This window comes from Ruegeria sp. BHSB058, from assembly GCF_059613285.1.
The window spans coordinates 1-13,720 of record NZ_JBXWSF010000095.1; the positions used below are offsets into that span (position 1 = coordinate 1).

The window sequence follows — 13,720 nt, forward strand, 5'->3', positions numbered from 1 at the left end:
CACGCTCGTTCCGACGCCTTCAACCTCTGGAACGATTGCACTGCGGAAATGACAGCCTGAACCTGCCTTCGCCAATACCTTACATGCTTAGGTCAATAACTTGGCAATACCTCGGGCTGATAGCTGCTATCAGTCTGGATTTCATTCGTTTCCCTTGAAGGTCAGAGTTGTCGTACCGCGAAGGTATCGCAGCTGTTGGGGTTTCCGGATTTGTAGCCGCGGTAAAATCAGTTTTGCCGTTGTGCGCTGGTGCCATGCGTAAAACTGTCAGGTACCACAACACCCTTCTGGGCGCGTTGCAGCGCGTCATCTCCGATGGCGGCAGCCGTGTTGAGCGCCTCTTCAATGTCGCCCGGCTCCAGCACTCCAAACCGTTGATCCATGGCCCGCGTCCAGAAACCGGAGTAGCAATCCGCCTGAAGTTTCACGCGAACGGACAGAGCATTCGCCTGTGCCTGGCTGGACTGGCTTTTGGTTCGGTTGACCTTTTCCAGAAGTCCCAGACTGTTCTGAACATGGTGTGCGACCTCATGGGCGATCATATAGGCTTTGGCAAAATCTCCGCGCGCACCCAGACGTTGTTCCATCACTTGGAAGAACGACGTATCCAGATAAACACGCTGATCGACGGGGCAATAGAACGGTCCGGTTGCCGACATGGCACGCCGACAGGCAGATTGAGTGCGACCCGCAAACAGGACCAGAACCGGTGGCGTATATTGAATGCCAGAGTTTCGGAATATATCGGACCAGATCGCTTCGGTATCGGCCAAGATAACGGCAACAAACTCCTCTGTTTCATCGTCAATCTGCACCGGCGCATTTGCCTGCGGAGGGGCGACCTGATCCCCGCCACCCAGAAACGGCGTGACATCAACACCAAAAAGCAGACCGATCACGAGGACCACAATCAATCCGGCACCGCGGCCTTGTCAGAGGGATTGCGCTTGAGGCGGGCAGGGCGGTTTTGTAGCGTCTGGTCATGACGAATCCGAACCCGTTCCGCTACTTTCGAACAAGCCGCGAGATCATCCGGCTGGCCGTGATGTTGTACGTCAGGTTTCCGCTGTCTTTGCGGAATGTCGAGGATCTTCTGCACGAGCGAGGTATTGATGTGAGTCACGAATCTGTTCGGTTCTGGTGGAACCGTTTCGGTCCGATGTTCGCATCCGAGATCCGCAAGAAACGCGTCGAACAGATGCGCGACTGGCCGCAGTGGCGATGGCATCTGGATGAGATGTTCGTGAAGATCAACGGCGACCGTCATTACATGTGGCGGGCCGTCGATCACGAAGGTGAGGTTCTGGGAAGCTACGTCACGAAGACGAGAGACAGGAAAGCGGCATTGAAATTCCTCAGGAAATCATTGAAGCGTCACGGTCGTCCTGATGTCTTGGTAACCGACCAACTCCGGTCCTACGGTGCGTCGATGAAAGACAACGGCAATGCTCACAGGCAGGAAACGGGTCGCTGGCTGAACAACAGGGCCGAGAATTCACATCTGCCATTCCGACAACGAGAACGGGCAATGTAACGCTTTCGGCGAATGCGAAGTCTGCAGAAATTTGCTTCCGTCCACGCCTCGGTCTTCAATCACTTCAACTCGGAGCGCAGCCTCACCAGCAGACAGAATTTCAAGCTCAACCGCGCCGCCGCTCTAGCCGAGTGGCATCAACTTGCTGCGGCATAAAGGGCAGGGTTACTGTCCCAGCTGAGACTAGTTCTCATCCGTCTAACACCACCCGAAGGTGAAGTGCTGGAAAGCGTTGTCACCAAGCGGCGCAACAAGCGCGCTGCATTGATAATGTTCAGGAGATTGATGCGGCGGTATGGTCAACCAGAGGTCCTAGTCACCGATCGGTTCGCTTCATACAAGGCTGCACTTCGCGATCTGGGGTGCGATGATCTGCAGGCGTGCGGTCGCTGGCTCAACAACCGCGTTGAGAATTCACACCTGCCGTTTCGAAGAAGAAAACGAGCAATGCAACGCTTCAGGCAGATGCGAAGTCTGCAGAAATTCGTAGCTGTTCACGCCTCCATCTTCAACCACTTCAACCAGGATCGCAGCCTCTCGAAGCGAAACCACTTCAAGCAAAACCGTACCGCCGCTCTCGCCGAGTGGCGCGATTTCTGCGCGGCAAAAGGGACAGCGTTACTGTCTTGGCAGAGACTGGTTCGAAGTCGTCTGACAGCACCCTCGGCACAATTGTTTCTTTGAAAAGTACGCCGTGTGATACAATCCCGGATTAGCAAACTTGGTCATTACCTTCATATAGGGTGACGTATGGGCCATTCCGGCAACAACTGCAAAGCGGGACGTTCCCGCAAAGAAAAAGGCACGAATCCAGAAAAAGACACGCTCGCAGTTGCTGCGCGGACGGATCAGGGGTCTCGGGTCCTGTCCCACGATCTTGCTCTTGGGAGCGTTTCGGATGACCGTTTGGTCGGTGTCGTAGACGGCACCTCGCAGGAAAATGCAGACTTCCTGACAGCTCTTGGAAAGATCATCGAAGCAATTGTGATGGACAGCGGGTCAGAGTGTGGATGCATATTGCTAGTGAAGGAAAGAAAGTTATGGCCCGCCGCTACTTGCGCAGGTTCTTCAGAAACCGAAAGCGGTTTCGAAAGCCTTTTGAACGCCATTTTGCACAACCACTCCATACAAGATAAGCTTTTGGAGGGAGAGGTCGTTTTTATTCAGGACGTCCAGAGTAGCATTGAAATGTCAGGATATTTTGTCGACGCTGTTGATGTTCGGAGTGTTTTTTCGGTTCCCATAGTTTGCGACGGACATCCATCCGGCGCTATTGTTGTCGGCCGTTGTGACGGGGGCGATTTCAATAAGACCACGACAAGCCATCTTTCCGTGTTCGCCGATTTGGTCGCGGCGATCATCGAGAAATCTCGTCTGCTCTCCAGAACCTTGGAGCTTGAAACGGATCTGGCCGAGCGGAACAGCGAGTTGGCAGAAGCACGCGTTCAACGGGCAGCGTCATCCGACCTTTTGAAGATGATCAGCGGGACGTCATTTGATCCCGAACCAGTGCTTGGAACCGTGGTCGACACTGCAAAACGGCTTTGCGGTGCGGAACGGGCGCACGCCTTCATTCTTGAAGCGAACCTTTTGAAATTGGCGTCCGCAGGTACAGGCATGCCAAAAGGCCAGGAGCAGTATCTTCGGGATCATCCTCTGCCATTGGACAGAGGGTCGGTTGCGGGCCGGGCCGCTCTCGAACGCCAAGCGGTGCAGATCGAAGATTCACTGAACGATCCCGAATACAAGCTGAGCGAACTCACGGCACGTTATCAAGGCCGGACGCTCTTGGGTGTTCCGATGTTGAAAGGGGATCATCTGATTGGTGTCATTACAGTGGTCAAGTCTAAGGTCGAGCCATTCAATAAGCGCCAGATCGAACTGGTCTCAAACTTTTCGGATCAAGCAGTGATCGCGATCGAGAACGCCCGCCTGTTTCGGGAAGTGGAGTTGCGCAACCGCGATCTTGCCGATGCCTTGGAACAACAAACAGCGACAGCCGACATACTGGCGGTCATATCCAGCTCGTTATCGGATGCGCAACCAGTGTTCGAAGAGATTGTCGAAAGTGGTCTCAAGTTATTTCCAGGCTGTAAAGTTACGATAGCAAAGCCGCAGGATCGAGAACTTCACGTTGTGGCCATCGCAGCATCGAATGACGAGGACGAGGCCGCGGTTCGCGGTGTTTTCCCCATCCCGCTGTCGCATGAGTATCTTCATAGTGTTGCATTCCTGGAAAAACGTTTGGTCGACATATCTGACGCTGCGCAAGCCCCTGACGATCTGAAGGCAGGCGCCCAAAATCTTCTAGCCAGTGGCAATAACGCTATCACGGTATTTCCCTTGGTTCGTGATGATGAGGCGATTGGCGCTCTGAGCGTTATCCGGGAAAAACCCGGGCCCTTGTCTGACAAACAGTTGGGTATTTTCAGGACATTTTCCAATCAGGCCATGATCGCCATCGAAAACGCCCGGTTGTTGGAAGAATTACGTGAATCGCTGCAGCAACAGACCGCGACAGCGGACGTGCTAAAAGTGATATCGCGCTCTGCTTTCGATTTGCAGACAGTGCTCGACACGTTGACCCATTCCGCAGCAACCCTGTGCGAGGCCGAGAATGCGTGGATCTTTCGGCGGCACGGCGACATCTACAGGTTTTCCGCAAGCTTCGGTTTTTCCGAGACGTCGCATGCAAAAATAAAAGAATTCCTATCGCCTTTGGATGTGACCCCTGGCCCCGGTACGATGATCGGTCGAACCGCAAAAGCTCGCGAGCCGGTTCAGATTGTCGACGTGTTGGAAGACAGCGAATACTCGTGGGGAGAGTTACAGGAAATCGCCGGGTACCGGTCTGTCATGGGAGTCCCGTTGTTGCGCGACGGCGAGACAATCGGAATTCTGGCCTTGTCTCGCACCGTGGTTCGACCTTTCACTGAGAAACAGGTCGAACTTGCAACGACATTTGCCGACCAAGCAGTTATCGCAATCGAGAATGTGCGGTTGTTCGAAGAAGTTCAGGCGCGAACCAACGAACTTCAACAAACGTTGGACTACCAAACTGCCACGAGCGATGTATTGGGTGTCATTTCTCGGACACCCAATGAAATTCAGCCTGTCTTCGATGCCATCGTTAGTACTGCAAAGCGGCTATGCCACGCCAATGACGCACATATTTTCCGTTTGGACAATGGCATATACAAACTGGTGGCACACCTAAAAACCAAGGCATCTGAAAGCCTGACAGACTATTTGAAATCGCATCCCATCAAACCCGGACAACAAGGGTCGGTGACGGCCAGGGCAGCAAAAAAATTGTGCGCTGTGCATGTCCCGGACACTGCCGCCGATCCGGACTATGACAAGGGCATTATTGGCCACGCGGGACGCCGCGCCGTTTTGGCGGTTCCGCTGGTTCGCGATGGTACGGCTATTGGCGTCATAACTATGCAGCGCGAGGCCAATCGACCATTCACGCAAAAACAGATTGATCTGGTTTCGACATTCGCTGACCAGGCGGTGATCGCAATCAACAATGTCGAGCTGTTCGATACTGTCGAGGCCAGATCTCTTGAGTTGAGGGAGTCTCTGGATCAACAAATCGCTACGGCGGATGTGCTCAAGGTGATTTCCCGCTCGGCTTTCAATTTGACCAATGTGCTCCAAACCCTCGTCGAAGCTGCGGCCCGGCTATGCCGCGCCGACCAGGGGATAATTGCCCGGGAACTGGATGGTCAATTCGGTCGGGTGGCAAGCTTTGGGACTTCCGCCGAATTCAACGAATTTGTCAGGATCATGCCAACTGAGCAGGAACGTGGCACGGCGATTGGTAGGGCCCTGATCGAACGTCGTATTGTTCATATTCCCGATATCATGAATGACCGCGAATACACCTTTCTGGAAGGTCGGGAGTTGGGAGGGTACCGCACGATCCTTGCCGTGCCGATGCTGCGCGAAAACCGCGCTATCGGTGTATTGTTGCTGACCCGGTTTGAGCCGGACCCGTTCAACGAAAAAGAAATCGAACTTGCCGGCACGTTTGCAGACCAGGCGGCCATCGCCATAGAGAATGTTCGCCTATTCGACGACGCAGAGACGCGCACAAGGGAGTTGGAGCAATCGCTGAGCGATCTCCGCGCAACTCAGGATCGTTTGGTGCAAACCGAAAAGCTGGCCTCATTGGGTCAACTGACCGCCGGAATTGCGCATGAAATCAAAAACCCGCTCAACTTTGTCAATAACTTCGCTTCGGTTTCGACCGAACTCATAGACGAACTAAAGGAAGCGGTTGACGGGTTGCAAGCCGACAAGGAGGCAGCGGACGATATCCGGGAACTTGCGGACATGCTGCGCGGCAATCTGGAAAAGATTGTGCAACATGGTCAGCGGGCCGACTCGATCGTGAAGAACATGCTGCTTCATTCCCGACAGAGGTCCGATGAACATCGCGTTGTCGACGTCAATTCCATCGTCGAGGAAAGTCTGAACCTTGCCTACCATGGAGCCCGCGCCGAGCGGCAGGGCTTCAACATAACAATCGATCGTTCGTTGGCGCCAGACGCAGGCTCAGTGGATCTATACCCGCAGGAAGTTACGCGTGTTCTTCTGAACCTGATTTCAAACGGTTTTTACGCAACAATGAAACGAAAAGCGGATCAAACGGATCATGTTTATGAACCAACATTGAAAGCATCCACAAGAAACCTCGGGGACTGCGTTGAAATCGCCATTCGGGACAACGGCACCGGGATAACGGGCGAGGTGCAGGAGAAATTGTTTTCGCCCTTCTTCACCACCAAACCGGCTGGAGAGGGCACTGGCCTTGGTCTTTCAATCAGTCACGATATCATCGTCAAACAACATGGTGGTAGGATCGAGGTGGAAACCGAACCGGGGAAGTTTACCGAGTTTCGAGTCATTCTGCCCCGAACTGCCGTTGAGGGGGATAGACATGAACTTGCTCGTTCTCGTGATTGACGACGAAGCCGATATCGAAACCCTGTTCCGCCAACAGTTTCGAAAGGAGTTGCGGGCGGGTGAATTCGCCATGCAGTTCGCTCTTGGTGCCGACGAAGCCTTGGCCGCAATTCGCAGCATAAATGATGCAATGCTGATCCTCATCTTGTCCGACATCAATATGCCCGGCATGAGCGGTCTGGATTTGCTACCGAAAGTGCGCGCCGCCCGACCGGATGTCCCGGTGTTCATGATCACAGCGTATGGAGATGCCGAAACCAGGCGCTTGGCAGTGGAAAAAGGCGCCAAGGGCTTTCTGACCAAGCCGATCGATTTTGCATCCCTGCGTGAAGAAATCCGCTTGCGTGTGGAACAAGCCGCATGACGCCGCGAGTGCTTTTTGTCGACGACGAGGTGGATCTGGAACCTCTGGTCCTGCAGAAATTTCGGCGCCAGATACGGGATGGAGGGATAAGCTTCGTGTTCGCGCGCGACGGCATCGAAGCTTTGGAAATAGTTGGAAGCGACGAAGTTGTCGACCTGGTTGTAACCGACATCAACATGCCACGCATGGACGGCCTGACTTTATTGCAGGAGTTGCAAGAAAGAGAAGCCGGTCTATCCACCATCATTGTCTCGGCCTACGGAGATATGTCGAATATTCGCACTGCCATGAACCGCGGCGCGTTCGATTTTCTGATCAAACCCATCGACTTTGCCGACCTTGAAACGACGATCGCCAAAACCGTTCGGTATGATGAAATTCTGCGCGAGGCCCACCGCCGCCAAGCCATGGCTGAAAATGCCTATGCGTCTTTGTCTCGCTTCTTTTCCCCGAACCTTGCCGAACAATTGGCAAGGACAGGGAACGAAGCTGATTTTTCCGGGAAATGGCGGGAGGTTTCCATCCTGTTTACCGATATCGCCTCATTCACTAGTTTGGCCGAAACACTTGAGCCCGTTCAGCTGGAAACCCTTTTGAATGAATATCTTACGGGTATGACCGACATCGTTTTCGCTCATGAAGGGACGGTCACAAAGATCGTCGGTGATGCCATGCACATTCTTTTCGGTGCCCCGGGCGATCAACCCGATCACGCCGACCGGGCCGTGGCCTGCGCTCTGGCGCTGGACCACAAAGCGGAACGGTTTCGCGAAGCCTGGGAAGGGAAAGGGATATTGGTCGGCGCCACAAGAATTGGCGCTCACACCGGGCCCGCAATTGTGGGAAACTTTGGCGGTGAAAGGTTCTTCGACTACACAGCATATGGAGATACGGTGAACGTCGCCGCCCGTTTGGAACAAGCCAACAAAACACTCGGAACCAGAATATGCGTAAGCGCAGGTCTGGCGGAACGGGCGCGAAACTTCGAAGGCAGACCTATCGGCAGCCTTGCACTTAGGGGGCGCTCAGACATTGTGGACGCGTTCGAAGCATTGGCCAAAGACCAATGGAATTGCACAGGCACACGCGACTATTTGATGGCATTTTCTATGCTTGAGGCGGGGAATGCAGAAGCGCTACCTGCCTTTGCAGCACTGGTTGGAAGTCGCTCATGTGATCAACTTGCAAGCTTTCACCTAAAGCGTTTGCTTAACGGTGAATCGGGGGTTCGTATCGAGCTGACCTGAGGCGCCCCTTCGCCCATGTCTTAAGGAAACCGATTGAAGCGGGCCCGGCAGATTCCTGGCGTTTTGCGACAATGGATCCGAACCTGTTCCGCAATTTTCAAACCATCTCTGAAGTCATCCGGCAGACACCAACCGTCGGCTTTCATCAGCCCTGCGGTGTGTACCAGATGGGAGAGGTGTAGGCACGCTCCTGTTGCGATGTGGGAGCCCCGTCGGGGATCTCGATCCCGTAACGGAAAGCATCGTAGACATACCAAGGCGGCGTCGGGATCTCCAGCACGCGGACATAGTAGAAGGCCGGACGTGACGGATCAAAATCGGGGTCGGTCCACACCTTTGCAAGCTCCGAGGCACCGATCGTGTTGTTCCAGCTTGCAGACGCGACATCGACCGTGTCGCCCACAGCGGGAACCTTTCCGTCGGCACCGGCCTGGCGGTCGCCCGACCAGGCAACGTCATAGACCGTTTCGTCCGTCGTGCCATCCGCGTTCAGCCAGCCCTTCACGATCTGCACCCTGTCGAGATTGGCGCCAATCGGGTCTCGCAAGGCCGCTACCATGAAGGTCGGCGCCGTGGCGCCTTCGGGCGCGGCCATTAGGTCGGCGCCCATGGGTACTCCCTTGGCATAGCCGACCGTCGAGGGAATGCGCGAGTTCAGGTCGGAAGCGACAAAATCCCAGCCACCGAAGAACCGTACTGCGATGCGTGGCCCGGTCGTTGCGTAGATCTCCTTGCGGGCCATGGCGTCGAAGATGCTTTCGCGCGTATTTTCTTCTGCCCAGACCGCGGTGAGGCCCGAGGCCAGCATTTGCCATGCGAAGAGTTCACCATTCTCATTCTTCATGAACGGATGCTGCAAGCGTTCGGCCGACGGTTCGTACCCGGTGTGTTTACCGAAAAAGTTTTCCTCTTCGGCCGTGACAAGACCGGTATGGCTGTCAGTTGCGCCGCTCAGGCCGAACTTATATGGGTTGGTGCCGAATTTTGCCTCTAGGGCCAACCCGGTTTTTAACCCTTCACGAGCGTATTCCCGTGCAAGCATGTCATTGGTCTTGGCTTCTGACAGGTCAAGGTTACCAACATCCCAGTTGTAGAAATCCGCAAACTCGTCGTTGGGACTCAGGAAAGGGTGCGCCTCGCCATCACCCTTTATTTGAGTGATCTCATAAAGGGGTTCCCACCTTGCGCGCGCGTCAACATATTCCTGCGTAACCGCAGAACCGTCAAAGCGGGTGTCCACAGGGAACATGACGCCATTGGAAAGATTGCCGTTATGTGCAAGCGCAAGCGCGGCACCATTGGTCTTGTCTTCATAGGCGTCGAGATACGCGTAAAGATCCATAGGGTCAGGGCTGCCCCATGGCGGCGTCATCACCATCGGCACGACCTGCCCGACGCGCGCCGGGCCGTCGCGGAAGATGACGTTGCGGTGCAAATTGTTGCCAGCGACAAGAGACGTCCATTCGAACCCGAGCATCGGAGTGAAGACGCCGGGATCGTAAAACCGTTCGGCGGTGCGCAGGTTGTCTGACCAGATTGTCGCGAAACGCCGGGCCCCGGGCATGTAGTTGTTGAAGAGATCGACATCGATTGCCCCCTGCGACACCGTTCCGATCAGGTCCAGCGCGGTTTCCACTGCGGTTTGTCCACCTGCGCGGAAGCCTTCGGACCAGCGCCGCCCCTGTTCGTAACGCGTCACCGACGGGTTGCCAGCCAAGGCGTCAATGATCATGCCCATGCCGTCTGAATGATCGGTGATCGCCAGCCAGTCGAGCGGGCGCGACAGGCGCACGGGCTGACCTGATGAAGCGGTCACCTCCTCACCACGGGCAAAGCGGTAAGCGTCTTCGTGGGTCAGGCGCGCGCCGAAGCCGCCTGCGTCCATCGACTGACCAGTATGCAGGTGCGTGTCCCCCCAAAGCGGTCGTTCCGGAAAGCTGCGCCCGGCATAGGGCGAGTAGGCCGGGGCGGGGTAGGAATCGGCAAGCTGATCGGGTGAAGGCGTCCATTCCTGCGCAGCGGAGGGCAAGGCCCAAGACAAAAACGCCGTCGTCATCAGGATTGCCGCTTTTCTGGGGGAGTTTGGCCGATACAAATTCATGAAACGCTTTCCTATTAGTTTCTGTCCGGATGTGTCCGACAAAAAGGCCTGAGCAGCAGTAGGAAAGATGCATCCCTTCTACGCCACCCAATGACAATCGTAGGCTTCAATGATCGTAACTTAGCAGAATCGAACACTTATTCAAATTGGAATATGATCGCGGGTCGAAACCGCATCGAGGCACATGGTTAAACCACGGTTTCCATTTGTTCGGACGAGTCTCGCCAGCCATCCAACCTCATAGGACTTGTACTGGTCGCGGAAAGCCTTGCAATTTCGTTGCTTAGCAGAAAGCCTAGCGGATAAACGACCCTTTTGAATGCAAACCAGATGACTCCGCGATATTTTTTCTTTTCTCCCCTCGTCCATTTCTTTGTGATCGGTGCGCTGATTTTTGTCGGCTACGGGGTGGTCGAGGACGATGCAACTGCCCCTGCGCTTGATGCCATTGTTCTGACAGAGACCGACGCCGACCGTTTGGTGCAAAACTTTACCGCAACCTGGAACCGCTCACCGACAGCAACAGAACTCGACCACCTGATGCGGTCCTGGGCCCTGGAAGAGGTTAATGTCCGCGAGGCGCTGGCCCTCGGGCTGGACCGGGAGGACGCAGTAATCCGGCAACGGCTGCACCAAAAGATGCGCTATCTGGCGGAATCAGGCGCTGCCACTTTGGAACCCGACGACGTCACGCTCCAGGCCTATCTGGACAACAACGCGGACCGGTTCACGCGATCAGCGCGCTTTACCTTTGAGCACATCATCCTGCCACCGGAAAGCGAGGCTTCAGAGGTTCTCGCCTTGCTAGACAGCGGCGCTGACCCTTGGACATTAGGGGCTGCAAGCCTTTTGCCGCCAAGCCTGTCGATGTCGCCCGCACCGGTGATCGGCCGGACATTCGGAGATGGGTTTCACGTGGCCCTCGAGGACATGCCCATCGGAGAATGGCACGGCCCGGTTCAAAGCGGGTACGGCCTGCACTTGGTACGAGTGATTGACAGGGAGGACGCGGCGCTACCGCCGCTGCGGGACATCCGGGACCGCGTCAAAGCAGAATGGCTTGCCGAAAGAATGAAGGAAATGAGCGAGGCTTTCGGTCAGGCACTTCTGGATCGTTACCCGGTCAGCCTGCCCGATGCCGATACGGTGCTGAGCCAATGACCCGACTCCTGTCCGCCCTGATTGTTGTCCTAGCCACCTGTTTGCCGGGTTCCGCTTCGGCCCACGCACTCGATCCCGGGTATCTTGAGCTTGCCTCGCTCGGGCAGGAGCGCTGGCGCGTAACCTGGCGCACACCAGATGTGAAAGGTCGGCCGATGCCAATCGAGGCGCGCCTACCAGAGAATTGCTCGCACGAGCCACCTGCAGAGCCGATCTTCGATGGGCGGGCCTGGACAACGGCTTGGGTCACGACCTGCCCAGGCGGACTGAATGGCGGTGTGATCGAAATCGCCGGCCTCGACCAGACCCGCACGGAAACCTTGGTTCGGTATGAACTGGAACCCGGCCGGACGCAGGTCTATCGCCTCACGCCCTCCGAAACCGCGTTTGAAGTGCCGGAGAACCAGGGGGTTCTCGACATCATTACCAGCTACGTTGCGCTTGGGGTGACGCACATTCTGGAGGGCGTTGATCACCTGTTGTTCGTTTTTGCTCTTGTGCTGTTGATCCCAGGGCGCGGGCGACTGTTCTGGGCGATTACGGCATTCACGATTGCCCACAGTGTAACCCTGGCCGCGGCGACGCTCGGTTGGCTGAACATCCCGTCGCCACCTGTCGAAGCAGTGATCGCGCTCTCGATTGTGTTTCTCGCTTTCGAGTTGTCGCAACGACCGGAAGAGCGCGATCCACTGACGATGCGCTTCCCATGGGCGGTTTCCTTTACCTTCGGCTTGATTCACGGATTGGGTTTCGCCGGGGCCCTGCGGGAAATCGGCCTGCCCGAAGGCGATATTCCGGTGGCTCTGTTTGCCTTCAATATCGGCGTGGAACTCGGCCAGATTTTGTTTGTCGCTGTGGTACTGGCAGTTGGCTTCGCGGTCCAACAGGCCTATCCGGCAATCAAAGACCGAGCAGGACAGCTTGAGCGCGTGGCCAGCTACGGCATCGGGAGCTTGGCCGCGTTTTGGGTCATCGACCGGATTGCAGGGTTCTAAATGCGATTTGAAGTAGTCGGGGCTCTGATGATGTGACCGGATCAAAAGCGGACTCGCAAGCACTAGCAACTGTATTTCTCAGGCGGTCTGAGCCGACCAGTTTTGCCGAGATTTTAGGAGTGCGTTCGCGATTGTAACGAGCTTTCTAGCGACTGCTGTGATGATGACTTTGTGTGGTTTGCCTGCGTCACGCAAACGATCTGCGAAGATCTTGAGATGCGGATTGTGATGACTCGCGACCAGAGCAGCCTGGAACATGACGTGTCGTACCTGTCGCCGTCCGCCACCAATGACGCGCTTGCCGCGCATCGCACCGCTATCGTGAGCAATGGGAGCCAGGCCCGTGAGCGCAGCAGCTTGTTCTCCCGAGAGTTGGCCCAGTTCGGGCATTTCCGCGATCAGAATAGTGCTGGCAACGGGGCCAATCCCAGGGACAGAACGCAAGATATCAGCGGTTTTTGCAAGGCCCTGATCTGCGGCGATGGTCTGCGCAATCTGATCTTCCAATTTACCGATCTGCCGATCCAACAGCTCCCTCAGTTCAGCATCAACTTCAGTGAAAATCCCATCCGTTCCCAACTTCTCATGCGCCTTGATCTGCGCCGGAAGTCTCTTGCGCGTCTCGACAAGTTGCGCTTTGATGCCAAGGCTCTGAGAAGGCGCAATTTCCCATGTGGCAGTTCGCGCCCCGCGTCTGGTCGAAATGCCATGAAGCGCGCAATGAGTTCCGCGTCGATCCGATCCGTCTTGGCGCGTGTGCCACGGCTGGCAGCGAAGGCTTTAATCTGAGCTGGCGGCAATTGCCGAGTCGATATGCCGGCTGCATCCAGCGCGGTCCACAGACGCCATTCCTGCCCTCCAGTCGCCTCAAAACAAACAAGCGCGTGCGTTGATTGTGCCAGATCAACAAGCTGCGCGTGACCCTCATCGCTGTTTGGGAGCCGCAACCTACGAGTCTCCGGCAGACAATGAACGTCAAGCCAATCGCGGCTGACGTCTATGCCGATGGTCTGCTCGTGTGATACTTTGTTCATACCCTCTTCCTTCTGCTCCGCGGTCCAGACCGGCCGCATTCAACTGTTCGAGACGATGAAGAGAGACGGTGCTGGCTCGCTAGAAAACGTGGTCTTGCCACAAGGCTCAGACGCCATACACCGCCCCGTCAGCAACCTCGGCAAAGGTGGCTGACGGGGGTTAAGTTAGCAAACTCGAGATACAGAAGGGTCAGGATGCATAACCAATAGATAACGGTCGCGGCCAGAGCGATGGCTGAGAGGAAGACCTTGGGGCAGCGATCATATCGTGTCGCCACGCGCCGCCAGTCCTTGAGCCTGCCGAACATGA

At 55.8% G+C, this 13,720-nt stretch carries 9 protein-coding genes and 3 pseudogenes; 7 read left to right on the forward strand and 5 right to left on the reverse strand.

Features of this window, described 5'->3' with window-relative positions:
- Positions 1-227: 227 nt before the first annotated feature.
- Positions 228-914 (reverse strand): KPN_02809 family neutral zinc metallopeptidase, encoded by a 687-nt coding sequence (gene ypfJ, locus AC2FNB_RS18195; protein ID WP_496748314.1) that lies wholly within the window; start codon positions 912-914, stop codon positions 228-230.
- A gap of 68 nt (positions 915-982) precedes the next feature.
- Here ypfJ and AC2FNB_RS18200 point away from each other — a divergent pair.
- From AC2FNB_RS18200 to AC2FNB_RS18220, 5 genes and pseudogenes are all read left to right on the forward strand, one after another.
- Positions 983-1,690, forward strand: a pseudogene (locus tag AC2FNB_RS18200) (IS6 family transposase).
- Between the two features lie 33 nt (positions 1,691-1,723).
- A pseudogene (locus AC2FNB_RS18205) lies at positions 1,724-2,140 on the forward strand (DDE-type integrase/transposase/recombinase); the annotation flags it as partial.
- A 144-nt stretch (positions 2,141-2,284) separates the two neighbouring features.
- Positions 2,285-6,508, forward strand: coding sequence for a GAF domain-containing protein (locus AC2FNB_RS18210; protein WP_496748315.1), 4,224 nt, complete (start codon positions 2,285-2,287; stop codon positions 6,506-6,508).
- Complete coding sequence (locus AC2FNB_RS18215; RefSeq protein WP_480752124.1) at positions 6,483-6,872, forward strand: response regulator; 390 nt, start codon at positions 6,483-6,485, stop codon at positions 6,870-6,872. The genes AC2FNB_RS18210 and AC2FNB_RS18215 overlap by 26 nt, the downstream gene beginning before the upstream one ends.
- Positions 6,869-8,119, forward strand: coding sequence for an adenylate/guanylate cyclase domain-containing protein (locus AC2FNB_RS18220; RefSeq protein ID WP_496748316.1), 1,251 nt, complete (start codon positions 6,869-6,871; stop codon positions 8,117-8,119). Before AC2FNB_RS18215 ends, AC2FNB_RS18220 begins: the two co-directional genes overlap by 4 nt.
- A 145-nt stretch (positions 8,120-8,264) precedes the next feature.
- On the opposite strand, the gene AC2FNB_RS18225 is transcribed toward AC2FNB_RS18220, so the two are convergent.
- Positions 8,265-10,220: a DUF3604 domain-containing protein gene (locus AC2FNB_RS18225; protein ID WP_496748317.1), complete on the reverse strand. Its 1,956-nt coding sequence runs from the start codon at positions 10,218-10,220 to the stop codon at positions 8,265-8,267.
- Positions 10,221-10,550: 330 nt separating this feature from the next.
- Between AC2FNB_RS18225 and AC2FNB_RS18230 the strand changes: the two genes are divergently transcribed.
- Together AC2FNB_RS18230 and AC2FNB_RS18235 are read left to right on the forward strand one after the other, a co-directional pair.
- Positions 10,551-11,381 carry a peptidyl-prolyl cis-trans isomerase gene (locus tag AC2FNB_RS18230; RefSeq protein ID WP_496748318.1) on the forward strand — a complete coding sequence of 277 codons (831 nt, stop codon included), beginning with the start codon at positions 10,551-10,553 and terminating at the stop codon, positions 11,379-11,381.
- Positions 11,378-12,376, forward strand: a complete 999-nt coding sequence (locus AC2FNB_RS18235) for a HupE/UreJ family protein (RefSeq protein ID WP_496748319.1) — start codon at positions 11,378-11,380, stop codon at positions 12,374-12,376. The genes AC2FNB_RS18230 and AC2FNB_RS18235 overlap by 4 nt, the downstream gene beginning before the upstream one ends.
- 78 nt (positions 12,377-12,454) lie before the next feature.
- Here the strand turns inward: AC2FNB_RS18235 and AC2FNB_RS18240 are convergent, their stop codons facing one another.
- The 3 genes and pseudogenes from AC2FNB_RS18240 to AC2FNB_RS18250 all read right to left on the reverse strand — a co-directional run.
- Positions 12,455-12,766, reverse strand: coding sequence for a transposase (locus tag AC2FNB_RS18240; protein WP_496748321.1), 312 nt, complete (start codon positions 12,764-12,766; stop codon positions 12,455-12,457).
- Positions 12,767-12,912: 146 nt separating this feature from the next.
- A complete protein-coding gene (locus AC2FNB_RS18245; protein WP_496748320.1) occupies positions 12,913-13,449 on the reverse strand; it encodes an IS110 family transposase in 537 nt (178 codons plus the stop codon).
- Between the two features lie 161 nt (positions 13,450-13,610).
- Positions 13,611-13,720 (reverse strand): annotated as a pseudogene (locus AC2FNB_RS18250) (IS5/IS1182 family transposase); the annotation flags it as partial.